The sequence below is a fragment of the Streptomyces sediminimaris genome (assembly GCF_047049295.1).
Lineage (GTDB): Bacteria > Actinomycetota > Actinomycetes > Streptomycetales > Streptomycetaceae > Streptomyces > Streptomyces sediminimaris.
Window position 1 is genome coordinate 49,251 of the sequence record NZ_JBJWOT010000004.1, and the last position, 24,584, is coordinate 73,834.

Sequence of the window (24,584 nt, forward strand, 5' to 3'; positions counted from 1 at the left end):
ATCAGGATTCCTTCCGGGTGCGGGTGCCGGGGTGGGCGAGTTCCGCCAGGGCGAGGGCGAGGTCCTCGACGCGCAGGGCGAGGGCGACGCTGCTCGGCAGGTCGGCGGGGTGCTGCCCGGACAGGCGGACGTCGATGGACGCCCACATGGCGGCGAACGGGTCGGCGAAGCCGCTCTGCGTGCCGTCGGCCGTGGTCAGGCGGGTGCCGTCGGCCGGCTCGTAGGGGCGGGCGAAGTCGATCGTGGCGGCGGCGTCCGCGTCGGCGAGGTGAATCTGCTCGCGGAAGACGCCGGCCGGGGTCGCGGCGATGACCAGGGTGAACGGTTCGCCCTTCGGACCGTGCAGGAGGGCGTGCACGGACTGCCCGGACGGGTCGAGCGTGCAGGCCGTCGCGGTCGTGCCGGGGACGGCCAGGGCCAGCGCGGTCAGCAGGTGGTAGCCCTGCCACAGGAGGATCTGCAGGGCCGTCACCTGGTGCGGCGCCAGGTGGTCGGGGACGGGCTGCGGCGGGTCACTGGCGAAGGTGTACGGCGCGAAGCCGGACGGGAGCAGGCGCCGGCGCGCGGCTTCGTCGACCCCGTCGGCCTTCACCAGCCAGCCGCCGGCCGGTTCGGGAACGTGGGCGAGGGCGGCGAGCAGCGCCGGGTCGTGGGCGCGCATCGCCCCGACTTCCAGCAGCAGACCGGCGTCCCGCGCCCGTTCGGCGAGCTTGCGGGTACGGACGACGTCCAAGCAGACGGGTTTCTCGGTGACGACGTGGACTCCGGCGTCGAGGGCCTCCTCGATGAGGTCCTCGTGCACGCCGGTGAGGATCACCAGGGCGTCCGCGTCCTGCAGCAGGTCTCCGGCCCGCGTGGCGGTGCGGGGAACGGCGAACTGCTTCTGGGCCTTGGTCGCACGCTCGGGGTCGCGGTCGGTGACGGCGGTCAGTTCGAAGGCCTCGGAGCCGGCCAGGAGCGGCAGGTGCAGTCCGAAGGCGGCGGCGCCGCATCCGGCGACCGCGACCCGCCACGGCCGTGTGGTCGAACTGGGGGTCATCGGGATGCCTCCGGGAGAGTCCAGCAGGTGGTGGCCGCATGGTGGGAGCAGCGGGCGATCTCGCCGGCGGGCAGCGCCCGCAGGTGGGGGTTGAACAGCTCCACCGACACCGGCCCGGTGTAGTCGGCTCGGGTCAGGGCGTCGGCGAAGGCCTTCCAGTCCAGGGCACCGTCGCCGGGGAACTCCCGTTGCGTGTCGGTGAGTTCGCCAGTGGTGCCGGGACCGTGCTGTGGGATGTCGGCGATCTGCACGTGCGTGATCGCGCTCGTGCCGAGGCTGGTGATGTGGGCCGGGTCGGCGCCGGCGGCGGCCCAGTGGAAGGAGTCCACCAGCACGCCTGCGTTGCCGGTCTTGGTGTCGTGCAGCAGTTCGGCCAGCAGGGGCAGGCTGTCGACGACCGGGTGTGCTCCGTCCAGGTCGGGCGGCAGCCCGTCGCGGATACTGACGGCTTCGACGGCGAGCCGTACCCCGTGGGCTTCGGCCACGGCGGCGAGTTGGGCGATGCGCTCCCGGGCCAGGTCCCGTGCCTCGGTGGTGTGAAGCGGCGAGCGGGGGTTGAGGACGGTGGTGGCCACGGTGCAGCCGAGGGCGGCCATGGTCTCCAGTCGCTCGTCCAGGCCGTCGAGGCACGCACGGTAGGTGTCCGGGTCGACCAGGAGCGGGGCGGGCAGGACGGGCCCGGCGGGCAGGATGCCGCTCGCGGCCGCCACGGTCACGCCCATCTCCTGGAGCAGGTCGCGTAACGGGCCGGTGCCGTACGCCTGGGCCTGCTGGATGGAGACTTCGACCTTCGGGAATCCGGCGCCCGCGGCCAGGGCGAGGAACTGGTCCAGTGGGATGCCGGAGAGGGTGGCCGGGTTCAGGCAGGGCACGAACCGGCCGGCAGCTTCGGTGCGGGGCCCGGTCATGCTGTGGCCAGCTTTCCGTCGAGCAGCTGCCTGCGCAGCGTGCCCAGGTCCTCCATCACATCGGCGATCACCCGCCGGACGCAGGCGGCACCGATGGGGTTGGGGCCGGAGCTCTGCACGATTGCCTGCCACGGGTCGGTCAGGTCCCGGCCGGACTGGGAGACGAGCGCGACCGCGCAGTCCAGCCCGGTCTCCTCGTGCAGGCGGCGGGCGGCTTCTGCGGCGGCCAAGTTGTAGAGCTTGCCGACGTGGTAGACGGGGTTCTTGCCGGAGACGCCTTCGGCGGACCAGGGCCTGAGCATGCTGATCAGGCCGTTGGCGCGGTTGCCGCGGCCGACGACGCCTTCGTCTCCGGACTCGATCGACGAGCCGGTCGCCGTCAGGTACAGCTCGGGACGGGCGTCGTCGTCACGGGTGTTGACGGCCACGGTGACGTGGTGCTCGGGCGCGATCGTGGAGGCGAGTTCGGTGATCAGGTCGCGGGCCTGGGCCCGGCGGGCGATGTAGGTGTCCAGGTCGGGGGTCTCGCGGGCGATCTGCGGTACGCAGGCGGTCAGCTGTACGCGCGGGCCGTGGCGGACGACCATGAGCTTGATGTCGGTGCCGTAGTAGGGGTGTTCGGCGCGGAACGTCTCGCTCGTCAGCTGCTCCTCGATGCCGAGGGCGAGCTGCTCGGCGATCCCCAGCGGCCAGTAGGCGACGCCGGCGCTGGTGTCGTTGGAGAACAACCGGTGCCGTTCGGCGAGGTCGTCGAGGGTGCGCGGCGCGAACCACCGCTGGCGGGAGGCCTCGCGCAGGGCCGCGTCCGGGGTGCTGACGGCGCCGGGGCTGGAGGCCTGGGTCAGCCGCGGCCGCACGTCGACCCACCGGTCGACGTCGAGCAGCGGCAGTGCGCTTGCGAGGTAGTCGCGCGCGGCGGTGGTGACGATGTCGGGGGCCGGGATGGTGTGGTCGCCGAGGCCGGCCGTGATCCGCCCGTTGACCAGGACCTGGATGGGCGCGGTGAGTTCGCCGTGCCCGAAACTGACGTCGGCGGCTCCGCCGAGCAGGGAGGTCTTGTCGGTGTTGTGGTGCAGGATCGCGCCGAAGGTGTCGAGGCAGTAGCGGCTGTAGGCGCGGGAGATCGCCTCGGCTACTCCGTCGGCGAGGGTGTCGGGGTGCCCCGCCCCTTTGCGTTCGACGACTTCGGCGCCCAGGAGGGCGGAGGCGGCGGACAGGCCGATTGTGGTGGTCACGTCCATGCGGTGGTCTCCTTCGTCGGGGCGTGCTGGGCGAGGGCGATGGGGCGGCAGCCCCTAAGGCGCAGACGGCCGCGTTCGAGGTGGTAGGCGCCGATCCGGACCAGGTCGCGGGCGCCTTCGACGGCGCGGGAGCGGTCCAGGAAGGTCCACCCGGCGGCGAGGTTGATGGCGGCGGCGTGCACGGCTTCGCGGCCGGCCTGGATCGCGGCGGGTTCCACCGTCACGCTCAGGTGCATGCGGGCGACACACACGCCGTGCCCGGCGCCCTGGCGCACGAAGTACTTCAGGGTCGTCTCCGGGCGGTAGACGGGGTGGGAGGCGACGGCGGCCGGCTCGATGATGGTCTGGTGGCCGGCCTGGCGGGCGCGGTCGATGAACTCGAGGTCCTCGCAGTCCCCCATCCACCGCCCGCGGCGTCCGAGATCGGTGCGGAACAGGCCGATGCCGAGCGCGGTCTGCCGGTGGAAGAGGAGGTTGCAGCCGGTGGCCCAGTACGGCCACTCGGCCGGCTCCCGGCCCTCGGGCCAGTCGACCGCGCCGTGGCACTCGCGCAGGGCCTTCGTGAGCGCCGTGGCCTGACCGCCTGGGTAGGTGACGTTGGTGCGGCCGCCGACGGCGAACACCTTCTCTTCCTCTATCGCGTCGACGAGGGCCTGCAGCCAGCCGGGTTCGGGGGTGATGTCGGGGTCGGTGATGGCGATGTACTCGCCGAGGGCCGCGCAGATCCCGCGGTTGCGGCCCGCGCTCAGCCCCGGGGTCGGCTCGTACAGCACGCGCACATCGAAGGGCCAGTCGCCGTCGCGGACCGCGTCCGCGATCGGCCGTACGGGACCGGGCAGGTCGTTGTCCACGACGACCGCTTCCATGTGTGCGGCCGGCAGGGTCTGCCGGGCCAGCGCGTCCAGCAGGTTGCGCACCTGGGCGGTGTTGCCGCGGGCGCTGACCACCACGGACACCAGCGGCGTTTGCCGATCGGGCATCGGTGCTCCCTCCTCGCTCGGTGGGGATCGGGATGCCGTTCATGTCACCGCCACCGCCCCCGGGCGCGGAAGGAGAATCCTGTTGCGGGGCTGTTGCGGAGCGGTCCCCGGAGTTCTGCACAGCTGGCCCCCGGACTGGCTAACGTGACGGTTCATCAGGGAGATTGCGTGCTGAGGGGAACCCGCGATGCCCGAGGGCCTGTTACTGCATCCGTTAGTCGCCTTGCGTGCCGAGCTCGGGCTGACCGGCGAGGAGTATCTGGATCTGCTCGACGACGTGCACTACGCGCTCGGGTACGGCCGGATGGCCAAGAGCCGTCAGAAGATCTCCCGCTGGGAGAACGGCGTCCACGCTCCCGACGACAACGCCCGGTACGCCATGGCTCGCCTTCACGGCATCCCTCCGGAGGCCGTCGTCGAGCTCGGCTGGCCGACCTTCCTGTTGCTGGCCTTCCCCGATGACCGCGCGATCCTCGACAGCCCGTGGACCTTGGCGGGTACCGTGACGGCAGTAGCCGCTGCCGCTCGGGGAGGCTCCATGATGGATCGACGGGGATTTCTCATCGCCAGCGGTGCCGCGCTGGCCGGGCTGGCTGTGAGCTGGAGCGAGGCGCTGGCCGAGCCAGCCGCCGCCTCCCCTGCCCTCCCAGCCGGCCAGGTGCTGGCCAACACTCCCCTGTCCCCCGGGCTGTTGAACACGCTGGAACAGCGCCTGGACGACTTACGCCGCCTGGACGACGTCCTCGGCGGCGCCCGGCTGCGCAGGACGGCCCTCGCCGAATACGAACTGCTGAAGGACCTGGCCGAGAACACCGGCCAGCACGGGCCACTCGAGCACCGCCTGCTCTCGCTGTTGTCGGAAGCCGCCCGGATGTGTGGCTGGCTGCACTTCGACGTCGGCCACCAAGCCGTCGCCCAGCGCTACTACGTCACCTCGATGCGGGCCTCGGCCAGCGCCAATGACCCTCAGGTCGGCGCGAACACGCTCGCCTTCATGGCCATTCAGGTCTACTCCGAGGGCAACCCGCAGGACGCCGTCGGCCTGGTGCGTACGGCCCAGGACGCCACGATGCGCCGTACGACCCCGCGGGTGAAGGCGATGCTCCATGCTCGCGCGGCGCGCGCCCTGTCCAAGACCGGCGCCGCCACCGCGTGCTTCAACGCCCTTGACTCCGCGAGGACCGAGTACGCGCGGGGGCCGCACGACGATGACCCGTCCTGGTCGTACTGGCTCAACGAGGGAGAGATCGAGATGCTGGCCGGCTCCTCCGCCCTCGATCTCAAAGATCCCCGACGTGCTCTGACGCACTTCGAACGGGCACGCCAGGCCCAGTACGCGGTCGACGGCTATGTACGCGACAACGTCCTGTACCTGACCCGGACGGCCCTGGCCCACCTCCAGCTCGGTGATCTGGACGCGGCCTGCGCCACCGCGACGGACGCGTTCAGGCAGAACGTCGCTCTCAATTCCTCACGGCCATCGGATGCCCTCGATGGTCTCCGCGAGGAGCTGGGGGTCCACCGAGACGTCCGAGCGGTTCGGGAGTTCCTTCTGCTTTCCGCTTAGCTGCCTCAGGCCAAAACGGACCGGAGAACCGGCGTTGATGGCCGCGCCAGGGCGCACGCCACCAATTTCTCCGGGAACCCGCGGTCTTCTTGGGCAGCGTTCGGCCGGGTTCTCACGGCTCTTCGGTGAGGCACTGGTGCATCACCATCAGTTCGAGCAGCTCGTTGAGGGTCCACGCGAGCCGCCGCAGGTACCCGACGTCTCGGTGATGGTCGCCGGGCAGTTCCTCGGCGCAGAGCGCGCGCCCCCGCTCGACCAGGGCAGCCACCTCTCGATCCTTGTGGATCAGCTTGGAGGTGACGGCAAGGTTCACCAGGCGCATCAGGTGGCTGCGGAGCCTGGGGGCGAGTCCGGCGATCTCGTCCCCGCCGGGCATGTGGTCGTCCAGGACGGCGGCGACGTCGTCGAGTAACAGACCGTCGACGTAGGGCGCCCAGTTCTGGACCTTCTCAAGGAGTCTCTGCAGCCCCTGTGGGGAGCCGGGAAGCACCGCTTCCCGTACGGGATGGGTCCAGCCGGGGGCCAGGGCGTGATCGGTCATCGCGGCACCTCGGGAGAGCAGAGCGCGGCCGCCGTCGCGGTGAGCAGGTTCTCGCCTCCGGCATCCGGTGATGCGAAGGCGGTGTCGCCGTAGCTCCGGAGCACGATCGCGCAGTTGCGAGGGCTGAGCCGGTAGGTAGTACAGCGTGCCCAGCCGATGCCGAGGCCGGTGATCCGGGCTTCGCTGAGTCCGCGGTGGAACGGCTTCAGGGAGCTGTCGTTCCGTGGTTTGGCCTTGGTGCTGATGTCCGTCTTGTCGTTGTCCTGGTCGTCAGCGACGCGGACCAGGGCGTAGAAGACTCCGGACGGCCTGAGCCAGCGCCCCACGTCGGTCAGCACCCGCGCGTATTCAAGGAAGGGCAGGGCGTGGCGGCAGGTCACCAGGTCGAGGCTGCCGGGCTTGAGGGCGGGTGGGATCGGATCGGCGTCGATGTCCCAGCGCGCGTACGACAGTCCGTCCCGCAGGCCAGCTGCGTCCGCCTGGCGCAGGGCCGTGGCCGAGAAGTCGTATCCGGTCACGCGTACGCCCCAGGCCGCGAGTTGCCGCGTCCACTGGCCGCTGCCGCAGGCGAGGTCGACGGCGTTCATGCCGGGGCGCGGCTGGACCGCCCGGTGGAAGGTCTCGGCTTCCTTGCCGGTGACGACGGTAGGCCAGCCGGATGCGTGCCAGGTGTCCCAGTCGTCGGCTGTGAGCCGCTGGTCGGTGGTGGTCACGGTGTGCCGTCCGGCTCGGCGACGACGCGGATGCGGTGCAGCCGGCCCGGATCGAAGCGTCGGTCGACGACCTCCCCCAGCGGCACACCGAAGAGGTTCACGGCGGAGGGTTCGTCGGGGAAGGTCGGCAGCGCGTTCAGTGCGGCCTGGGGGTCGCGGTGGGGGAGCTGCTCTTCCTCCAGTTGTTCAGGGGCCTCGGCCATGGGTCTCAGCTTCCGTAGGTCATGAGGATGGGGATGATGAAGGCGGCGACCGTCATGGCGGTCAGGGTCTGCGGGCACCACTGGCGCCAGCAGTCCGGCAGGCGGGTCATGCCCTCACCTGCCCTGGTTGCAGGGTGGCCCGGACCGTCTTGCGGCGTCCGTCTTCGGCGAGAAACCACTCAAGACGCGCGCCGAGTTGGCGTGCCTCGCGCAGGCCGCGGCCCTTCTCTCCGCGCAGGGCCGCCTGCGCGTCGGGGAAGGCGGGAGACGGATCCTCGACGTCGATGATCAAGCCGTCCCCGTCGGTGAAGGCGAGGTGGACGTGCATCTGGGCCGCTGTCCCGTTGGCGGGCTGTGCGTGCACGACAGCGTTGAACGCGAGTCGCGCGAGCACCTCAGCCGCGGAGTCGATGTCCCCGGACCACCGCGTCAGGGCCAGGCGGGTGCGGGCCGCTCCGAGCAGCCGTCTCACGCTGACGGGGGCCAGGGCGAACGACCGGGACCACACCGAGGCGGGGCCGGCGGAAGGCGTCGCGGGCCGGGGGTAGACCGCGAACGCCGACTGGTCGATGATCCAGCCGCGCAGTGCAGCACGGTCGGCGGGGTGGCAGGCGATCTCCTGCTCGGACGGGGCGACGAACCCCGTGGCCTCGCTGCGGATCAAGGCCTGCTCGATGGCTCGCCAGCCGGTACGGCAGTGGCGTGGCGTGCCGAGCGGCGCCAGGTCGTACGCCTCGTGGACGGCCGTCCAGCCCTGAGCGGAGGCGAAGGTGCGCAGGACGGTCAGCGTCCTGGTCGCGATCGCGGAGTCGATGGTGCAGGTGTAGAGCACGACGCGTGCTCCGGCGGAGGCGCTGCCGACGATGCTGCACGCGGGCGGGAGGGGCGCGACGTGCTCGGGAATGTCGGTGCGGGGGCGTAAGTGGGTCACGACGCACCTCGGTCGTCTTGCGATTCGTCGAGGTCGACTTCGGCCCAGATGACCGACGTGCCGTCCTTCTGGAGGCTGTGCCCGAAGCGGTCGGCAGCCCGAATGAGGAGGTGGAGGAGGTTCACCAGGGTGGCCTCGCCGATCGTGGGCGGCACATCGGCCTCGATGCGGACGTGCTCGTCCGTCTCGTCCTGGACCGGGGTCGCGCCGAGCGAGGTGAGCATCGAGGCGATCGCGGTGGCCTGAGTTTTCGGCGACTTCACGGATCTCCCCCGCGCACAGCTGATCACGTACCGTAGTTTTAATGCATTAGCTTGAACCTGATGCATTAAATTGTCAATCGGGTCGCCCGAACCCGGCGATCCGGGAGCCGCTGACCAGTACGGAGCCTTTGCATGGGCCAAGACGAGCCGCCGCAGCATGAGGTGGTCGCCAACGACCTGCGCCGCCGACTCGACAGCAACGAATGGGATGTTGGCGACAAGCTCCCCTCCCGTGCCCAGTTCGCCGAGGAGTACGGCGTCGGCGCCAACGTGATGCAGAAGGCGCAGGAGCGCCTCATCCATGAAGGCCGGCTGGAGGGCCGCGTCGGATCCGGCACCTACGTCGCCAAGCCCCGCGAGCGACGCCGCATGATCCGCTCCCGGCACCGGGAACGCCGCGGCGGCAGTCCGTTCCGCGCGGACATGGCCGAACTCGGCCGGACCGGCACCTGGGAAGCCCACTCCGAGGCCCGCACCCCCGCCCCGCACCACATTGCCCAGCGACTGGGCATCGACCCCGGCGCGCTGTGCGTCCGCACGAGCTACGAGTTCCTCGCCGACACACAGCCCGCTCAGCTCTCGGTCTCCTGGGAGCCGATGTCGATCACGGGAGACACCCCGATCGTGCTGCCCGAGATGGGCCCGCTCGCCGGCATGGGCGTCGTGGAACGGATGAGATCCATCGGAGTCGACATCGTCACCGCGCTCGAGGTGCCCCGCCCGGCCCGGGCCACCCAGGAGCAGGCCAACCTGCTCGGCATCAGCCGCGGCGACCAGGTCCTCTGTATCGAGCGCACCTACTTCGACGGCGACGGCCGCGCGGTGGAGACCGCCGACATCACCATCCCGGACGCCCGCTGGGAAGTCGCCTACGAGTTCGCGGTCGACGCCCGGTAGCGCTGTACGGTCCGCCACGCTGTCACCGACCCTCGCCACGGGGAACCCCACCTCGTTCCCGTGCGGCCGGAACCCACAGATCACGCACCAAGGCGCCAGCCCTCAACTCCCGCACGGGCCACCTCCTTGCGACGGCCTCCAGCGCCGCACGCAGCGCGACCGCCGACGTCAGACCGTGTGAGCGCCCAATCAGCCAGTACGGCCCCGGCGGCGCCTCCTTGCCGTCCGGGGGCAACACCACCTTCGAGGGCCCGCACGCCGTGGTGTCCGGCAGCCGCCAGCCGACGGCGGCACCCGCAGGAACGAGGAAGAACAACGCGGGAGCGGCCGGGAACGGGTCGACGGTGACCGCGCCCGGCGCGGCGAGCCCCTCCAGCGCCTGCAGCGCGAGGAACCGGCAGACCCTGATGACGTCGATGTCCCCCTCGTAGACTGCCGACGTGCCCTGCCCGATCGCCCGGGCTGTCCCCTCGTCGCCCATACAGCGCCCTCCTTCACCCACGGTGCGCGTGAAGGTAGGCCCGGGCAGGACGATTTGGGCGAACTGAGAGTTCGCAGAACCGTGAGTTCCCTGCTCAGGCGAGCTGGAGTCGATCGGCGAGGGCGTCGACCTGGCGACGGAAGGTGGGTCGTACCCGCTGCTGCAGGTCCTGGACCATGTCCCGGGCGAGAGGGCTGCGGGAAAGGTCCTCGGGAGCGAGGTCTTCCAGGCTGAGCAGGTGCACCAGGACGGCTGCGTCCTCGCGCCGCAGGTCGTAGCAGCGGGCCACGTCGAGTCCGAACGTGAACTGTCGCTCCATGCTGGGCAGTCGGCTGATGTCGACCTGGTCGGCCAGGCGCAGTCCTTCGCTCGCCTCGCCGGCAAGCATTTCGATGCTCATCGCGTGGAGCTCCACGTTGGTGGGGCCGAACACCGTCCACTGGACATTGCCCTCCCCCGCCTTCCGAGCAAGTGGGAGGGCCTGCTGCTCCAGACGCTGGCGGGCTTCCCTCCAACTGCGGCGCCGGGCGTCGGAGACGACGGCGACAAGTTCGAGAGCTCCTTCGACAGCCTGGGAGGCGGGAGTTGATGGGACGGTGCGCAGCTGCTCGGCGGCCAGGAGGGCAACCTCCTTGGCTTCTTCCACTGTGTCCGGTGAGTTGTGGGAGAGCAGTACGTGCCCCAGGTTCCATGCTGCGGCGGCCCGCCGTACGGGGTCGTCGGCCTCCTCGGCCGCGTGCTTGGCACGGTCGGCAACCATGAGGGCCAGGTCCAGACGGCCGACGCGGCGGCAGTACGAGCGCAGCAGTCCGTACAGATCGGCGGCCACCCGAAGCACCTCGCGCCGCGCCTGGGGATCGCTGCCGTGACGGTGACGTCGTACGGCGTCCTCCACGTCCCGGATCAGGTCCGGCAGGTGGCTGGCCGCCTGTGTGAACCGGTCCTTCGCGGCCTGCCAGGAGTGCCATGCCCGCTCGACGCGCTCCCGCAGCTGCGCCGGATCCGCAGGTTCCAGCCCCGATGACCGAGTGTGGCCCAGCAGGGCCCGGGCTACCGCCGGCGCGACGCTGACGGGGACCGCGGGTTCCTCGATCGGGTCCTCGGACAGCAGCGCGGCCAGGGGCACACCCAGCACCGTGGCGATCCGGTCCAGCACGTCAATGGAGGGGATCTTCGTGCCGTCCTCGATCATGTGCAAGTAGCGCGGGGAGATGCCGCACAGCCCGGCGACTGCGGCGACCGGCCGGTCGCCCTTCTCCTGCCGGAACCGCCGGATCTTGCGGCCCACGGACAGGTGCGGCGGAGTCGACGTCATATCCGTCGCCCCCCTTCCCGGGCCGTGCTCGTACCGTCAGCGTAGAGGCTGGGACCAGGCCCGCACCTACGGTCCGCCCACGTTCGAATGACACGCTGTAGGCCAGTGTCAGCTGGGGAGTTGGGGAGGCACGGATGGCCGAGCTGGTCCTGTGGGACGTCGACCACACTCTGATCGACACGCGCGGTGTGGGCCGCGAGCTGTCGGCCGCCGCGTTCTTGCAGACCACCGGGCAGCCCATGCGCCAGCAAGCACGAATCGACGGCATCACCGAGCCGGTGATCTTCCGTGAGACGGCGAAACTCCACGGCCTGTCCACGGACCGGGCGGACTTCGAGCGATTCGCCCGTGCCCTCACGACCGCGCACCTGGAGCGTGCCGCCGAGCTCCGGGAGCGCGGCCACGCACTGCCCTGCGCGGCCGCGGCTGTCGACGCGCTGGACTCAGCTGGGGTGCGGCAGACCGTGGTCTCGGGGAACATCCGGCGCGTCGCCGAGATCAAGCTGCAGGTCTTCGGTCTCGACACCCCGATCCTGTGGGAGTTGGGCGCTTATGGGGAGGACCACGACGTGCGCGCCGACCTCGTCCGTCTGTCTCTGCAGCGTGCGGACACGACCGCGGACGGCGCGGTGTTGATCGGCGACACCCCGGCGGACATCGAAGGGGCCCACGCCAACGGAGTGCGGGTGATCGCCGTAGCCACGGGCCGAAGCGACCAGACCGCTCTCCGCGACGCCGGTGCAGAGGTGGTCCTCCCTGATCTGCGCGATGTCGAGCTGCTGGTCAAGCTCGTGCGCAATGGCGCGTGACCGGGTGTGACGTCGCCTATCAGCTGGCGGAGGAGCCGAGGAGCACGCCGAATACGGCTCCTGCCAGGAGAAACGGACCGAGCGGTTGAGCGGTCTTTCGGTCGGCGCGGCGCGCGGCGATGAGGCTGAGGCCGTACAGCACGAACAGCACGAACCCCGCGAACGTGCCGGCGATGAGGATGTCCCACCCGTACCAGCCGGTGACGGCACCGATGGTCAGGGCGAGCTTGACGTCGCCGAAGCCGAACGCGGCCGGATTGACCAGGAACAGCACGAGACAGAAAGCGCCGAGCGCGAGAGAACCGAGCAGCGCCCTCCCCCAGCTGCCGTCGGTGCCGGGCAGCGCTGCCGCCACGCCGAGGAGGGCCAGCGTGCTCACGGCGAGTGGCAGAGTGAGGACGTCAGGCAGCCGTTTCACCGTGACGTCCACGGTGGCGAGCAGCACGCCCATCGGGATGAGTACCAGCCAGACCATCAGTTCGGGGCGGGCGCCGACGGCAGTTGCCACGGCGGCGCAGACCACGGCCGTGGCTGCGGCGAGCGCGGGTGTGCGGGGGCCGTACGAGTCGCCGTCGGCGCAGCGGGATCGCCCCAGCCACCCGTTCCCGGCGCCGGCGAAGGCGTGTCCGGCGGGGCACATTGCCCGCCACGGTTCCTCGGGCGGCACGGAAAGCCGGTACGCGGGGCGCGGTATGAGCAGCCCCGTGCCGGCACCCCACAGGGCTGCCGCTGCAGTGATCCAGAACGTCTCCACCGCACGGAGCTTAAAGCCGAGGCGAAATTCGACGGCGGCGGATCCACGGGCAGAGGCTCACGAGGCCATCATGCGCAGGGCGATCGGTCGAGATACTGCAGGCGCTGCCCGGCGTGCGAGATCGTTTGCGCCATGCCCGGCCTTACGGGCGGCCGCCAGCGCCCCTTCGAGCTCGTCGTCGGCGAGACGGTCGAGGTACCGCGCGTACAGCTTGGCGTCCCGCGCCGCGTCCACGGCGTTGAGTTCAGCAGGAGGCGTGTCCAGCTCGGAAGAATCCACGACGGCGATCCGGTCGTCGTGCTCGTCCGGCTCGTCGGAGAAGCGGACGACGACCCGGAGGTAGGGGTTGCCGTATTCGTCGGTGGTTGGGGCGGGATCCCCGTCATCCAGGGAAGCCTGATCGGTGATCCAGTTCTCCAGGACGTCGCGGCCGTACTGAGCGGAGGTGCCGTCGTACTCCTCGGTGTCGTCCCCGGCGTGGACGACGTACCACATGGGGTCTTCCGCATTGTCCGTGGCTTCGACGGTGGCGTGGAAGAGCATGGTGGTCCCCCTCTGGTGTGCCCGGCTTGGCGACCAAGCGTACCGGTCAACGGCTTGACCGGTCAACGCATTGACCGACGGGTTGAGGGTGGTTCTCCGCTCCTCTCCGTCCGGTACGTGCATGCCGTTGAGGTCCGGAAAAACCTGCAAGAGCTGGGCTTGGCCGGGCCTCAGCCGGTGGACCAGGCGCGCAGCTGTGCGGCAACTTCCTGGACCCGGGCGCCTTTGTGCTTGGCGCGCATGACGAGCGCGAGAGCCTCCTCCGGCTCGTATTCCAGCGAGATGCCGTTCGTGTTGAGGAATGTCTCGGCGGCCAGCCAAGCGAAGAACTCGTTCTTCGCCTCCAGAGGCTCGTGCAGCGTGATGGTCTCCAACATGGCCGCGGCCTTGAGCCAGTCACTCGCGTACACGTCGCGGCCCATGTAGTGGGCCTGCACCCGGGCGCAGACGGCGTCCAGCACACCCAGGTCGAGGCAGGCCGGGTCGCCCGGGAGAGTCTGCGCGATCTGAAGGAGCTCTTGCGGGGTGAGGAACCGGGTCACGCGGCGTGACCGTGCCGCGGGAACTCATGCAGGTCACGGCTGCCCATGGGCGCAGGGTCGGGCCACGCGGCCGTGCTGGTGCCGGCGCTGTGGGTGTCCTGGGCTGCGAAGACCTCGGCGAGCTGCGGGACGCGGTCGCGGGTGCGGCCGAGGGCCTTGAGGAACGGGTCATCGGCAGCCTTGAGCGCCGCGTCGCGGACGAAGTCTTCGGTGGACTTTCCAACGATGTCGGCGGCTGCCGCGACGCGCGCGTACTCCTCCGGCTCGAAGGGCGGCACCTGGGATCCGTTCTGGTCCATACGCGCGACGGTACCAGCGGATACAGCCCCCGCCGAAGGCGTTCGAGCAAGAAGAGAGGGGCAGCGACCGACGGACCGCGGGTGCCCCTTCAAGTCTCCGGCGAACGTCGCCCGGTCCGGTCAGGGCTTCCAGGTACGCAGGAACGAGGCGATTCGCTCGGCGGTGCAGCGGGGGTTGTTCAGCTCGTGGGCGAGTGCGGTGAGCTGTTCGCGGGTGGGGTTGACGGGAATGTTGCTGGCCTCGAGGTACATGACGGCGACGGCGCAGGCGACGGTGAGGTTGGAGCGCTCCAGCCAGCGGCAGCGGCCCAGGGTATGCACCAGGGCGGCGGCGCGGGCGAAGGCGCCGTCGTAGACCGGAGTGTCGAGGAGTTCACCGCGGTGGCGGGCGACGGCAGCGATGGGCACGCCGTAGTCGTCGGCGGCCGGGTCGCGGTGCCCGGCCCGTTCCGCTACTTCGAGGACCCAGGATTCGTCGACGTGCAGGATCACGCGGCGGCGCCCGGCTGCTGCTGGGCGTACGGGGCGTCGAGCTGCTCCTCCAGGTCGTCGAGGAACGCGCCGTGCTCATCGATGAGCCGCTGGGCGGCCGCCATGCCGGCGGCACGGGCGCCGGTGGTGTCCTCGATGATGAGCCGCTCCACGTACTTGTTGAAGTCGAGCCGGCGGGAGCGCGCGGCAGCCTTGCCGGCCTCCAACACGCCCTCGTCCAGCCGGACCTGCGTCTGCTTATTCGTAGCCACACCTCATGGTAGCAGGGTGGTAGCAGGCAGGGGCTGGGCACGGAAGCGGCCGTCGTCTGCCGGTGCCCGCTTGGAGCGGTCCCCTTCGAGGGAACGCCCGCACAACGGCGTTTCGTGGCGCCCGGGCGGTTCTACGATGGCGCCGATGGCTTCCTACGCGAACGACCCGCGCTGCATCGCCATGGCCGAGGCCCTGGTCCCGTTGCTGCGCCGCTCCTGCCCCGAGGGTGCCGGCGGCTTCGGCGGCTCCTACCAGGTGAACCTGGACGACGAGGAAGCAGTCGGGCTCGGCGGAGTCGAACTGATCCGGGCTGCGATGCGCAAGGCGGCCCGGCAGCTCGACTGGAAGGTCGAGACGATCGGGTGGATCGGCACACGCTTCGGCACGATGGTCGCCGTTCGGGACACCCGGGAGGTCCCCGAAGAGCATCGGGTTGTCGTTGACGCCGCGAGGTACGAACGCATGAGTGCCGCGGTGGCCAGGGTGTCGTCTAAGCCCGGCGAGGCTCCCGTTCAGCGCGGCTCAGCGGCCCTGATGACGCAAGAGTTCCGCGCGGCTGTCGCTGAGGCGAGCGCCTGACCAGACGGGACCGCAGGCCTCGGCCGGCGCGTGGGGTAAGAAGCGCGGGATCAGCTGAGAAACGCGGGTCCGCGAGACGGTGACGGTGGCACCGCCCCGGGAGTTCACTGGAAGCATGGCGGGTTATGACGCTAGCTCCGTAAAACGGCCTCGCCGCACAAAAGCGCAGGTGGAGGCCCTACGGGAAGCGATCTGCGAGATGGCGGAGGCAGCACGGCCGTGCAGCGTCCGTCACGTCTACTACCTCGGCATCGGGCTTCTGTGGGACAAGGACACCGGCCACTCCCGCCGGAACTACTCCGTCGTCGTTCGTGAGGTCGGCTTCCTGCGTGAGACAGGGAGGCTGCCTTGGGAGTGGATCACCGACGGCACCCGCATGATCCGGCAGGAGACCCAGTACGACTCTCTCGACGACGCCCTGCATCACAACACGGAGAGCTACCGGCGCAACCTGTGGGCGTCGCAGTCCCGCCGCGTCGAGGTCTGGTGCGAGAGCGACTCGGTCGGTGGCGTGCTGTGGCCGGTCACCTCGGCCTGGGGTGTGGGCCTGTACTCCTGCCGCGGCCAGTCCTCCAAGACCTTCGTCTACGAGGCCGTTCAGCAGTACGCGCACCAGGGCAAAGGCGTGACGGTGATCTATTGCGGCGACTGGGACCCTACCGGCCGGTGTGTCCCTCGCTCGGTGGTCGAGCGGATGGCGCGCTACGGCAATGGCGAACTCGACCTGGAGTTCCGGCAGATCGCCATCACCGCCGATGACGTCCGCTCCGGCCGGCTCACCACCCACGACGTCAACACTCGCGACGTCAACTTCGCTCGCTACCGCGAGGAGTGCCTACGCGAACGGATCGATCCGCACACCGCCGTGGAGGTCGAAGCCCTCCGTCCCGGGCTGCTGCGGCAGCGGCTCGACGAAACCATTGAGGGCCTGGTCGACGACGTCCGGCAGTGGAACATCGAGTTCAGAACGGAGGATGCCGAGCGGGAGCTGCTGCGCTCGCTGCAAGCCGTGATGAAGAAGATCGTTCGAGGAGAGTCACCGATCGAGAACGAGCAGGATGAGTAGCGCCGTTCCCGAGTGCCGGTGACGGCGCTCTGTGTCGCGGCCTTCGGTAACTACCGTGTTGTTCTCGCTAGCGGAAACGAACCGGGAAACGGCCGGAGCCCCGCACAAGGCGGGGCTCCGGATGGGACGATGATCTCGTGTCCGGGGCTGTTATCGGCAGTCCCGGGCACGCTCTACTTCTGCTGCCCTGCGGCCACGGTGTCGCGAAGCTCGTTCACCGTCAGCCGGGGCAGCCTGGCCCGGATGGCGATCTCGCTGTCCGTGCGGCCCCAGCCGATCGCGGCGGTGACCAGCTGCCGACGTTCCTGGCGGGTCGACTCCAACTCCTTGTCCACGGTGTCCGTCGAGTCCGAGTTCTCCAGCTCGGCGATGTCGGCTCCGAGGACCGCCAGTCGGTCCCAGCCCCGGTCGCGCAGGTGGTCCCGGTGATCGGCGGCGGCCTCCCGTGCTCCCAGCAGGCGCCAGCCCTGCCGGGCGGCGTCCTCCTCCTCGCGGTCGGCCCACCGGTCGAGGTCGGCGTCCGTGGAGGTGGCCGTGATGTCGCTGGCGGCCAGGCGGCTGTGCTCGGTGTCCCAGTCCGGGAACTCCTTGAGCGGACGGGGGTCGCCCGCCATGAGGACGCTCCGGTACCAGGCGCGTGCGCCCAGGACGTCGTGGCCCTTGCCGCTGCCGTCGCGGTAGGGGACGCCGAAGGCCTCGTTGACCTCCGGGTGCCAGTGCTCATTGGAGCCGAGGTACCGGGTGATGTACTCGCAGTCCCCGGCGAGTTGTTCCAGCGACCTGCGCAGCAGGTTCGGCCGGTACACCTGCGGGAAGCGGGCCACGATCGTGCCGTAGTCGACCAGACGGGCGTCCGCCTCGGGGCCGGCGGCCTTCCGGTCCCGCTTGCACAGGCGCGTGATGTTGAGCCCGGCGTGGCCGGAGGCGGCGGACCAGTCGAGATCACCGCCGGCGTCGAAGAGACCGTCCAGCAGGGCCTGCGCGTACGGGGTCAGCTCCTGAAGGAGGGCGTTGGCGGCGTCGACGTCCAGGTACGGGAGCTCGGGCACTCCGGAGTCGATGGTCCAGGACAGCAGCTCGGGCACCGGCTCGAACCACTGGTGCGGTCCGACGCCCGAGAAGTACGTGCCGGGGTGCCACCGCTTGTACGTCTCGCGCGGAACGTCGCTGATCGACTTCCAGGCCGGGTTCCACGGCTCCCAGTTCTCCGGGATCTCGTGGAAGCGCAGCTCACCGCTGCGGGTGTCCAGCAGCACCTGCTGGTAGTGACCCGGGCGCCGGCCGCCGAGCGGCTTCGCCGTGATCACTTCGGTCACCGGTACGGCACGAACTCGCGGTGCCGCGTAGCGGGCGACCGTGACCTCCGGAACCGTTAAGGCCTCGTGCGTCATGTGCGTTGTCCTCCTTGGGAGATGGGGCATTGAGTGCGGGAGCTGGTCAGTCCGTGCGGAGCATTCCGCCGGCCTTCAGCTCCGTCTTGTGGCGGTCGATGAGACGGCGTACGCCGTCGTGGACACCGGCCATGGACGAGCGGTACACCTCGGCGGAGTACTCGATCTTCCAGTCCGTGGAGTCGACCCCGGCCTCGGCGGCGGCCTCCTGGATGAGGGCGATGGTGACCGAGACTCCCTTGAGGTGCTGGTCGGCCAGGGCGGCCATGCGCTCGGCGTGGTTGTCCCAGTTCACCGCGGCTTCCCAGGCGGCGTCGTGCGCGCGGGACAGCTTCAGGATCTGCGACTTCCACATGGTGTCCGGCGTGGTGTCGAAGGCCGCGAAGGTCTCCTCCATGGCGGTCTTGGCCGTCACGTAGGCGGTCCACAGCGGCGGCGCCTGCTTGGCGAGCGGGCGCAGCGCGGTCTTGAAGCGCGCGATCTGCCACTGCTGGCGGGCGACGCGGTACTCGTCGGTCAGCTCTTGGGCGAGGTCGGGACCGAGGGCCGTGCGGTGGGTGGCGTAGATGTCGTCGCCGCTGGTCGGCTCCGGCTCCTCGCCGGTGAACGGCCGGAAGACGAACTTGCGGAAGACGCCTTCGCGGTCGGTCCGCAGGTAGTGCGGGTGATGCAGCCCGGCGAGCGGGTCGGTCGTCGTGGTGGTCACCTGGGTGTCCTCCTGGCGGGAGTTGAGGATCGTCCGGACGGTCCCCTTGGCCAAGGCGCTCGCCTCGATGATCTCGGCCTGTGATGCGCCTGCCCGGGCGGCTGCGATAACCAGCGGGTCCCGGTCGTCCATGAAGCTGCGCCAGGTGCGCAACGCAGCGAGGGCCGCCTCTTTAGGGGAACGTGCTTCCATGGGGCAAAAATGTACCGGGCTATTTTTGACCCACGGAAGAGTGCCGGGGACAACTGGCCGATTCGCGCGCCGACTTGGCTCATCCGCGCGCCAGGACTCGCGAGGCACGCGGCCCTGGAGCCGTCGGCCGCTGACGGGACGGGGTTCTCGTCGCCAGAAGCCCTTGGGCGCGTTGAACGGTTGACACCGGACTCCTCCCGAGCGATCGGAGCTTCCCGAATGGCCACTGATCCCCGTACGGCCCAGGACCTGGCCTTCCACGCGCGGCACTACATCACCGCGGTCGCCGAGCAACTGCTGGCCCAGGAGATCCCCGTCCGCCTGGTGCACGCCTGCGGGCCGTACACCGAGCCCGATGCCGCCTTCGACGACGTCGAGGGCGGCATCAGCTTCACCGACCGCTTCGACGACCTGTTCGGCGGGAACGACTGCGGCCTGCACTGGAGCGGCGTCTCCGGCTGGTGCTTCCACAACAACCGCGGCGCCTTCAGCGACTTCCTCACTCACGCTCGCTGGATGGGCGACAGCCTGCTGCCCGAACCGCGCCGCGTCGCCGCCTTCTTCGACAACGTGCGCTTCGACGCAGCCGAGGCCAGCAAGGTGGAGCGCCCGTACTACCGCCAGCAGGGCCTCGACTTCCCGGCTCTTCTGGAGCGCCTGGCCCCGTACGTGCCCGGACCCGGCTCCGTGACCCGTTCGGCCGAGCAGCGGTTCACTCAGGCCCAGGCCACCGCCTACCACGACCGCACTCTCGGTTCCCTCGCTGTTCACGGCCCTGACCCGGTGGTCGATCTGCCGCTGCGCGCCAGCGAGTTCGACGCGATCGCCCACCTGCTGGAGTACGTCCAGGCCGTCTCCGCACCGTTTGGCCCCGGCGCCCTCGCCGCGTATCTCGTGCAGGATCTGCAGGCACGCCGCGGCGGCGGGTACGAGTCCATCCACCGTCACGGCACCGCACGCTCCTACGCCCTGGACCTGCGGGACCGGATCGAAGGGACCCGCCACCAAGGTGACGCGTCGGCCTGACCCGACCTCGCCCCCGTTGACCGCTTGTCCCCGGACTTTGACCAGCAGCTGCCAGTTCCAGACCCCGGTGGGTGGTTTCACGGTGAACACCGCCGTGTCTTGCAGGCGTTGCCCTACGCTCCGGTGCCATGGACATCGAGTTGACCGACGATGAGCACCTGCGAGCACTGGCTGCGCTGGAGGCCACCGTCGGAAACGACGACGATGCCCTGGCGGTCCTGGCGAATGGTCCTGGTGAGCGGCCGCTGCCTGCGCTGCTGGCCGCCTACGGTCAGCACACGCTTCACCGCATCCTGATCGCCGCATTCGGCATCGACGCCACCATGGACCACGACGAAACGGGCCGCCTGGTCACAGAGATCAACAGTGATCCGATGGCCCGCGTCGTCTTCGTCCTGACCGACGCCCTGCACAATCAAGCCGCACTCGCCGGCAACGACCCCGCCGCCGCGAAGCTGATCGCCGGATCCGTCCTCCTGGCGATCCACGCGTTCACCGACGCCGACAACCAGGACGCCCTGACCTTGCTGCGCGCCCTGCGCCACGAGATCCTCCAGGTCGACTGAGCACGACCGGCCGAAGTTCAGGGGCAGCGGACCACTACCCGTGGCTGCCGGTCAGCGATGCACGATGTCCCGGTCGATGTCACGGTGGGCCAGGTGCACGACTAGGCCCCGGTCGACGAAGGCCTTCGCCGCGTCGACCAGCCCGTACACGGCGGCCTCCGTCAGGTCGCCGGCAACGACGGCGTGCAGCGCCGTGGCCGTGACCGCGGCGCGGTGACGTCCGCCGGCGCACTGGGTGACCACGGTGACCGGCGCCTTGGAGGGGCCGGCCAGGAACGCCAGGATCTGCAGCGCGGTCGCCGCGAGAAGCTCGCGCACGCCCGGGGTGCCCATCACCGTGTCGATCACCACCTGGTCGTGCGCGGTCAGCTCACGCAGGTCCGCGCTGATGTGCGGGTCCCGGAAGTGGAAGCGCAGGTCCACCGCGACCGTGGCGCGCGACAGGATGTCGGCGTACTCGGACTCCTTCGCGTCATGCAGGCGCCCCGTGGACACGATCGTCACGTCGGGGGTGGGCGGCTGGGCGATGACGCGGTCGCACTCGTCGTCCCACGCCGTGCAGTGGGTGTCCTCGCGGCCGTCAGCCCACCGGACCGCGATCTCCCATGCTCCCCAGCTGTCCGGCTGGTCGTCGATCCCGAGGACCTCGTACTCCTGGCCCCAGTACCCGTTGTAGTACCGGCCGCCGACCTGCTGGGGCCCGATCTGGCGGGCGATCCATTCGGCGTCCTCGCTGTCGGTGGCCGTCGTGTCGATGTGGCTGCTCACTTCGGTGTTCCCTTCCTCGTCGGTGTCGTTCTCGGCGCGGCACCGCGGCTGGCCGGAGTCCGTGGTGCGGGATGTGGTCAGTCGGTGCCGCCGGTGTAGGCGGGAGGTTCCGGGAGCGCCTACCAGGGGGCGCTGTCGGGGTCGTAGTTGATGGCCTCGGCGACCTGGTCGAGGACGTCCGTACGGACGGCGTCTCGGATGCGGACCTCGTTCTCCAGCTCGGCCAGGTCCGCCTGCCGTTGCCTGCGGGCCGCCTCCACGGCGTCCTCGAGTTCCTGCGCACCGGCCCCCAGCCGGGCGGCGATCCGCTGCCACGAGCCGAGGGCATCGTGGATGTCCGCGGGGGCGGGCCAGCCGTCCTCGACCGTGCCGGTCACGGACATGCGATCGAGGGCGAGGGCGGCAGCACCGTAGTGCTCCAACGCCTCCCCCATCTCCCGCGCGCGCCACTCCGGAGCGATACGCCCCTCGGCTTCGAGCTGTTCGGCGATCGCGACGGCCACCTGGAACGACACCCGCAGGCGCCGCTGGAGCAGAGTGAGCGGAACGCTCCGACCACATCGGTCAGCCTCCGCGCGCGCCCGGTCGAGCAACTCGGGGGTGACATCCACGTCAGCCGTGTCCCTTCCGGTCATGTCGAGTGCGGCGGCCGGGAGTTGAGGAAACGGGTCAGGAGCGGCCACAGCAGTGTGTCGCGGCCCCACTCCGGGTCGATCAGCGTGACCTGCCAGGCGCGGATGACCTCGCGTACGGCCTGGCGGTCGCAGCCGGGGAAGGTCCGGCGTATCGCGCGCGGCGATATCCGGTCCCCCATCCCGGTCATGACGCCGTGGCCCTCCCAGGTCGTCACGTCGACGGCGTCGCGTTCCCCGTTCTCGTCGACACGGCGCCCGGGCCGGTACGCCCGTACGACCAGTCCGGCCGAGATGGCCTGCGCGGCCAGACCCCGGGCGAGCCCTGGGTCCGCGACGAACGCGGTGACGTATGCCCGCTGCCGCCAGGGCCGGCCGTGGAAGGCGGCCTTTTCGCCGGGCTGGCTGGTCTCGGTGAGGATCCCGGCGAGGTTGAGGTCCGCGAGGACGTCGACAAGGGGCAGCGTCTCAGGGTCGGGGCCGCCGGCGTGACCGTTGGGGGTCCACAGCATCTGGCCCCTCAGCCACCGGGCCGTGAGCGCCGCCAACTCCTCCATCGTGCCCGCCTGGTACCAGGCCCGGGCCTCGGCGCGGCGCCGTCGGCCGGCATCCCGCCACCCGGCGAGCCTGCCGCGGGCCTCCTTGATGCCGAAGGCCCGCGGATGCAGTACGGCGGCCGCGCTCATGCCGCGGCCTGGACGGTGTAGACGTCGATGGTCTTGATCCCGGCGGGCAGCACCTGCTCCTGCTCCGCGTAGCCGCGCACCAGGACCCGGTCGCCGACCTGGAGCAGGCGCCCGAGGACCTGGTCGGCCGCGGCGCTGCGGTCGTCGCGGATCCGGGCGTGCGCCGCCTGTCCCGCCTCGTCCTGCAGCAGCAGGCGCACGTACCCGTTGCCCTGCCGGATCGAGGCGATCGACACGGTGGCCTCGACGCGCTCTCCTTCCGGCACCCGCGACAGCGGCTTCTGCGAGACGCCGAGGGAGGCGTGGTGGACGACGGGCAGGTTCCCGACCATCGGCACCGTACGGACCGGCACGATCTCGCCCGTCCGGTAGGCCTCGGCCAAGTGGTCGAGGTGTGACGGCCGGTATCCGCCCGGCAGGTAGATCAGGGCGCACGCGTGGTCGAGCCGGGTGTACAGGTCGTTGAGCTCGACGTCCGCGTCCCACAGGGCCCGCCACTGCGCGGTGTTGAGCTCGTTGCCCGGGATGTTCCCCAGGAGCTCGCTGGTGCGCTTCACCTCCAGGTAGCGGCGGATCGCCGCCTCCACCTCGGTGCGGGGCAGGTAGCGGGTGGCGTTCTCGCGGGCGTGCTGCTCGTCGTACCACGCGGGCAGCCGGTACGACGCGGGCTCGCTGCTTCCCGCCGTTACGGGGGCGGCTGGCTGGCCGGTCATCGTCGACGAGGTTCCGGTGATCATCAGAGTGCCTCCGTGGATGGGAAGGAATCGGTGCCCTTGCGCTGCGGGGCGGGCGGACGCCGGGTCACTCTCGGGAGGGGATCCGGCGTCCGCCCGCGTCGCCGCTCGAATTTCGTGATCCGTGCTACGAGTCAGCAGCGGCGGCGTCGACGCCGAACTCTCCGGTTACTCCGGTCTCGCAGAACAGCGCGTCGTCGTGCCGTACGCCCACCGGCCACAGCCTCACGCTGGGGCGCTCGTCGATGACGACGCACCCGCCCTCGCTGAGGAAGTAGGCGAACCAGGCGAAGGGCCGCTCGCCGCGATCCATGTCGGGGTCGACCACGCCCGGGACGGCGCTGTAGGGGTAGATGGCCATGGAGCCCGGGACGGTCTCGCCGTCCTGGTCGACGCCCGGCCCGAACGTCCCCATGGTCACGTCCATGCGCATGCAGGCGGTGCAGTAGCAGTGCGGACGGACGAGCTGTCCGCGGTGGCCCTGCACCGACCACTGGGGCCAGTGACTGGTCCGGGGCAGCCAGCCGAGGCGCTTTTGCGCGCGCACCCTCTTGGCACACGCCTGGCAGTTCTTCGGGATCCGCCCGTGGGCCTCGATCATCCGCTCGTACGCGGCCCGGGTGTCGGGCATCCAGAAGTCGGCGAGGTCACCCCCGAGCCCGGAGCCCCAGTTGAGCTTGCCCTTGTGGGTGAGGGGCAGCATGTCCGGCATGCCGGATGCCTCCAGGGCGAGCGGCAGCAGCACCGCGGTGTCGGCGCCGGACGGCCACAGCCCGCCGGGCAGGCCGGCCACGATGCGCGCCGCCGCCGCGGCCGCGTCCGGGCGGGTCAGGTACGGGAAGCGGCTCGCGCGGTATCCGTCCGGCGTGGAGATGTTCCAGCACTGGACGCTGCTGCCCTCGTAGGCGGGGATCTGGCTCCGCTCGTTCGGGGCGCCGTCGTGCGGGCGGGACCAGCCGGTGTGCACGACCAGGCCGCCCGGCTGGAGGTAGCCGATGCCCGTCTCCACCTTCAGGTCGTCCGGGAACGCCGGGGCGAACGCGATCTCGCGCTCCCCGGCGGCCTGGCTGACGCCGGCGCTCACGCCGACTCCTCAACGCGCTGCGGCACCATCACGACCGGGCGGCCATCGCCGTCGAAGACGACCAGCGGGCGGAGCTCGCTGGCGGCGTCGAACACGGCCTGCCCGATGTCGTTGCCGCCGACGACGGCGTCCGGGCTGTCGGTGACGTCCATGAAGTCCACCGGGCACTCCAGCGCGTAGCGCACGGTCTCGCGCGATTCGGCGATCGCCGGGGGCCGCAGGCCCGCCGCGGTGGCGGCCTGGTCGAGGTCGGCGTCGGGCGCGTCGTGGGCGACTCCCGAGCGGAGCGCCGCGCTGATCAGGGCGGCCTGGTAGCGGGCGGGGTTGCTGCGTTCGCTGATCTTCACGGGCAGGTTCCTCCACATCCAATAAGTGGCTTGCCAC

At 70.5% G+C, this 24,584-nt stretch carries 32 protein-coding genes; 7 read left to right on the top strand and 25 right to left on the bottom strand.

The annotated features are described in order from the left end of the window. Nucleotide 1: 1 nt before the first annotated feature. From ACJ9NR_RS40760 to ACJ9NR_RS40775, 4 genes are read right to left on the bottom strand one after another with little or no spacing between them, the layout of a single operon-like run. Nucleotides 2-1,039, bottom strand: coding sequence for a Gfo/Idh/MocA family protein (locus ACJ9NR_RS40760; RefSeq protein WP_412512841.1), 1,038 nt, complete (start codon nt 1,037-1,039; stop codon nt 2-4). Further along, on the bottom strand, nt 1,036-1,947 hold the full coding sequence (locus ACJ9NR_RS40765; protein WP_412512842.1) for a sugar phosphate isomerase/epimerase family protein: 912 nt from the start codon (nt 1,945-1,947) through the stop codon (nt 1,036-1,038). The genes ACJ9NR_RS40760 and ACJ9NR_RS40765 overlap by 4 nt, the downstream gene beginning before the upstream one ends. Beyond that, nucleotides 1,944-3,182: a methionine adenosyltransferase gene (locus tag ACJ9NR_RS40770; RefSeq protein ID WP_412512843.1), complete on the bottom strand. Its 1,239-nt coding sequence runs from the start codon at nt 3,180-3,182 to the stop codon at nt 1,944-1,946. The genes ACJ9NR_RS40765 and ACJ9NR_RS40770 overlap by 4 nt, the downstream gene beginning before the upstream one ends. Then, nucleotides 3,179-4,168 (bottom strand): glycosyltransferase family 2 protein, encoded by a 990-nt coding sequence (locus tag ACJ9NR_RS40775; protein WP_412512844.1) that lies wholly within the window; start codon nt 4,166-4,168, stop codon nt 3,179-3,181. Before ACJ9NR_RS40775 ends, ACJ9NR_RS40770 begins: the two co-directional genes overlap by 4 nt. A gap of 187 nt (nt 4,169-4,355) precedes the next feature. Between ACJ9NR_RS40775 and ACJ9NR_RS40780 the strand changes: the two genes are divergently transcribed. After that, nucleotides 4,356-5,735: an NsdA family TPR-like regulatory protein gene (locus ACJ9NR_RS40780; RefSeq protein WP_412512845.1), complete on the top strand. Its 1,380-nt coding sequence runs from the start codon at nt 4,356-4,358 to the stop codon at nt 5,733-5,735. A gap of 112 nt (nt 5,736-5,847) precedes the next feature. Here the strand turns inward: ACJ9NR_RS40780 and ACJ9NR_RS40785 are convergent, their stop codons facing one another. From ACJ9NR_RS40785 to ACJ9NR_RS40805, 5 genes are all read right to left on the bottom strand, one after another. Then, nucleotides 5,848-6,276, bottom strand: coding sequence for a DUF6415 family natural product biosynthesis protein (locus ACJ9NR_RS40785; RefSeq protein ID WP_412512846.1), 429 nt, complete (start codon nt 6,274-6,276; stop codon nt 5,848-5,850). Further along, nucleotides 6,273-6,989: a class I SAM-dependent methyltransferase gene (locus tag ACJ9NR_RS40790; RefSeq protein WP_412512847.1), complete on the bottom strand. Its 717-nt coding sequence runs from the start codon at nt 6,987-6,989 to the stop codon at nt 6,273-6,275. The genes ACJ9NR_RS40785 and ACJ9NR_RS40790 overlap by 4 nt, the downstream gene beginning before the upstream one ends. Next, the gene (locus ACJ9NR_RS40795; RefSeq protein WP_412512848.1) at nt 6,986-7,192 is read right to left on the bottom strand and encodes a hypothetical protein; all 207 of its coding nucleotides are present in this window, start codon (nt 7,190-7,192) and stop codon (nt 6,986-6,988) included. Before ACJ9NR_RS40795 ends, ACJ9NR_RS40790 begins: the two co-directional genes overlap by 4 nt. Before the next feature lie 106 nt (nt 7,193-7,298). Then, a complete protein-coding gene (locus ACJ9NR_RS40800) occupies nt 7,299-8,123 on the bottom strand; it encodes an ATP-binding protein (protein WP_412512849.1) in 825 nt (274 codons plus the stop codon). After that, nucleotides 8,120-8,386 (bottom strand): hypothetical protein, encoded by a 267-nt coding sequence (locus tag ACJ9NR_RS40805; RefSeq protein WP_412512850.1) that lies wholly within the window; start codon nt 8,384-8,386, stop codon nt 8,120-8,122. The genes ACJ9NR_RS40800 and ACJ9NR_RS40805 overlap by 4 nt, the downstream gene beginning before the upstream one ends. 132 nt (nt 8,387-8,518) lie before the next feature. Between ACJ9NR_RS40805 and ACJ9NR_RS40810 the strand changes: the two genes are divergently transcribed. Further along, complete coding sequence (locus ACJ9NR_RS40810; RefSeq protein ID WP_412512851.1) at nt 8,519-9,283, top strand: GntR family transcriptional regulator; 765 nt, start codon at nt 8,519-8,521, stop codon at nt 9,281-9,283. 22 nt (nt 9,284-9,305) lie between these two features. Here the strand turns inward: ACJ9NR_RS40810 and ACJ9NR_RS40815 are convergent, their stop codons facing one another. Both ACJ9NR_RS40815 and ACJ9NR_RS40820 read right to left on the bottom strand, forming a co-directional pair. After that, complete coding sequence (locus tag ACJ9NR_RS40815; protein ID WP_412512852.1) at nt 9,306-9,764, bottom strand: hypothetical protein; 459 nt, start codon at nt 9,762-9,764, stop codon at nt 9,306-9,308. A gap of 94 nt (nt 9,765-9,858) precedes the next feature. Beyond that, nucleotides 9,859-11,079, bottom strand: a complete 1,221-nt coding sequence (locus tag ACJ9NR_RS40820) for a helix-turn-helix domain-containing protein (RefSeq protein ID WP_412512853.1) — start codon at nt 11,077-11,079, stop codon at nt 9,859-9,861. Between the two features lie 134 nt (nt 11,080-11,213). On the opposite strand from ACJ9NR_RS40820, the gene ACJ9NR_RS40825 reads away from it, so the two are divergent. Continuing rightward, nucleotides 11,214-11,888, top strand: a complete 675-nt coding sequence (locus ACJ9NR_RS40825) for an HAD family hydrolase (RefSeq protein WP_412512854.1) — start codon at nt 11,214-11,216, stop codon at nt 11,886-11,888. 19 nt (nt 11,889-11,907) lie between these two features. Here the strand turns inward: ACJ9NR_RS40825 and ACJ9NR_RS40830 are convergent, their stop codons facing one another. From ACJ9NR_RS40830 to ACJ9NR_RS40855, 6 genes are all read right to left on the bottom strand, one after another. Then, complete coding sequence (locus ACJ9NR_RS40830; RefSeq protein WP_412512855.1) at nt 11,908-12,528, bottom strand: prepilin peptidase; 621 nt, start codon at nt 12,526-12,528, stop codon at nt 11,908-11,910. A gap of 171 nt (nt 12,529-12,699) precedes the next feature. Beyond that, nucleotides 12,700-13,185: a hypothetical protein gene (locus ACJ9NR_RS40835; RefSeq protein ID WP_412512856.1), complete on the bottom strand. Its 486-nt coding sequence runs from the start codon at nt 13,183-13,185 to the stop codon at nt 12,700-12,702. Nucleotides 13,186-13,355: 170 nt separating this feature from the next. Next, complete coding sequence (locus ACJ9NR_RS40840; protein ID WP_412512857.1) at nt 13,356-13,727, bottom strand: type II toxin-antitoxin system death-on-curing family toxin; 372 nt, start codon at nt 13,725-13,727, stop codon at nt 13,356-13,358. Continuing rightward, nucleotides 13,724-14,026 carry a type II toxin-antitoxin system TacA family antitoxin gene (locus ACJ9NR_RS40845; protein WP_412512858.1) on the bottom strand — a complete coding sequence of 101 codons (303 nt, stop codon included), beginning with the start codon at nt 14,024-14,026 and terminating at the stop codon, nt 13,724-13,726. The genes ACJ9NR_RS40840 and ACJ9NR_RS40845 overlap by 4 nt, the downstream gene beginning before the upstream one ends. 120 nt (nt 14,027-14,146) lie before the next feature. Next, nucleotides 14,147-14,518: a fic family toxin-antitoxin system, toxin component gene (locus ACJ9NR_RS40850; protein ID WP_412512859.1), complete on the bottom strand. Its 372-nt coding sequence runs from the start codon at nt 14,516-14,518 to the stop codon at nt 14,147-14,149. Further along, nucleotides 14,515-14,769 carry a hypothetical protein gene (locus tag ACJ9NR_RS40855; protein ID WP_412512860.1) on the bottom strand — a complete coding sequence of 85 codons (255 nt, stop codon included), beginning with the start codon at nt 14,767-14,769 and terminating at the stop codon, nt 14,515-14,517. The genes ACJ9NR_RS40850 and ACJ9NR_RS40855 overlap by 4 nt, the downstream gene beginning before the upstream one ends. Nucleotides 14,770-14,914: 145 nt before the next feature. Here ACJ9NR_RS40855 and ACJ9NR_RS40860 point away from each other — a divergent pair, with 145 nt between their 5' ends. Beyond that, nucleotides 14,915-15,349: a hypothetical protein gene (locus ACJ9NR_RS40860; protein WP_412512861.1), complete on the top strand. Its 435-nt coding sequence runs from the start codon at nt 14,915-14,917 to the stop codon at nt 15,347-15,349. Between the two features lie 115 nt (nt 15,350-15,464). Further along, complete coding sequence (locus ACJ9NR_RS40865; RefSeq protein ID WP_412512862.1) at nt 15,465-16,415, top strand: hypothetical protein; 951 nt, start codon at nt 15,465-15,467, stop codon at nt 16,413-16,415. A gap of 173 nt (nt 16,416-16,588) precedes the next feature. On the opposite strand, the gene ACJ9NR_RS40870 is transcribed toward ACJ9NR_RS40865, so the two are convergent. Both ACJ9NR_RS40870 and ACJ9NR_RS40875 read right to left on the bottom strand, forming a co-directional pair. Beyond that, nucleotides 16,589-17,806, bottom strand: coding sequence for a hypothetical protein (locus ACJ9NR_RS40870; protein WP_412512863.1), 1,218 nt, complete (start codon nt 17,804-17,806; stop codon nt 16,589-16,591). A gap of 46 nt (nt 17,807-17,852) precedes the next feature. Beyond that, complete coding sequence (locus ACJ9NR_RS40875) at nt 17,853-18,704, bottom strand: hypothetical protein (protein WP_412512864.1); 852 nt, start codon at nt 18,702-18,704, stop codon at nt 17,853-17,855. A gap of 219 nt (nt 18,705-18,923) precedes the next feature. Here ACJ9NR_RS40875 and ACJ9NR_RS40880 point away from each other — a divergent pair, with 219 nt between their 5' ends. Both ACJ9NR_RS40880 and ACJ9NR_RS40885 read left to right on the top strand, forming a co-directional pair. Then, entirely contained in the window at nt 18,924-19,730 is an 807-nt protein-coding gene (locus ACJ9NR_RS40880) for a DUF6292 family protein (RefSeq protein WP_412512865.1), read from the top strand. 128 nt (nt 19,731-19,858) lie between these two features. After that, complete coding sequence (locus ACJ9NR_RS40885; RefSeq protein WP_412512866.1) at nt 19,859-20,296, top strand: hypothetical protein; 438 nt, start codon at nt 19,859-19,861, stop codon at nt 20,294-20,296. 51 nt (nt 20,297-20,347) lie between these two features. On the opposite strand, the gene ACJ9NR_RS40890 is transcribed toward ACJ9NR_RS40885, so the two are convergent. From ACJ9NR_RS40890 to ACJ9NR_RS40915, 6 genes are all read right to left on the bottom strand, one after another. Next, nucleotides 20,348-21,064: a RapZ C-terminal domain-containing protein gene (locus tag ACJ9NR_RS40890; RefSeq protein ID WP_412512867.1), complete on the bottom strand. Its 717-nt coding sequence runs from the start codon at nt 21,062-21,064 to the stop codon at nt 20,348-20,350. 119 nt (nt 21,065-21,183) lie between these two features. Continuing rightward, nucleotides 21,184-21,675, bottom strand: coding sequence for a hypothetical protein (locus ACJ9NR_RS40895; RefSeq protein WP_412512868.1), 492 nt, complete (start codon nt 21,673-21,675; stop codon nt 21,184-21,186). Nucleotides 21,676-21,695: 20 nt separating this feature from the next. Beyond that, nucleotides 21,696-22,382, bottom strand: a complete 687-nt coding sequence (locus ACJ9NR_RS40900; RefSeq protein WP_412512869.1) for a DUF6919 domain-containing protein — start codon at nt 22,380-22,382, stop codon at nt 21,696-21,698. Continuing rightward, on the bottom strand, nt 22,379-23,119 hold the full coding sequence (locus tag ACJ9NR_RS40905) for a hypothetical protein (protein ID WP_412512870.1): 741 nt from the start codon (nt 23,117-23,119) through the stop codon (nt 22,379-22,381). Before ACJ9NR_RS40905 ends, ACJ9NR_RS40900 begins: the two co-directional genes overlap by 4 nt. Before the next feature lie 124 nt (nt 23,120-23,243). Further along, on the bottom strand, nt 23,244-24,200 hold the full coding sequence (locus tag ACJ9NR_RS40910) for a hypothetical protein (protein WP_412512871.1): 957 nt from the start codon (nt 24,198-24,200) through the stop codon (nt 23,244-23,246). Continuing rightward, the gene (locus tag ACJ9NR_RS40915) at nt 24,197-24,547 is read right to left on the bottom strand and encodes a hypothetical protein (protein ID WP_412512872.1); all 351 of its coding nucleotides are present in this window, start codon (nt 24,545-24,547) and stop codon (nt 24,197-24,199) included. Before ACJ9NR_RS40915 ends, ACJ9NR_RS40910 begins: the two co-directional genes overlap by 4 nt. Nucleotides 24,548-24,584 lie beyond the last annotated feature (37 nt).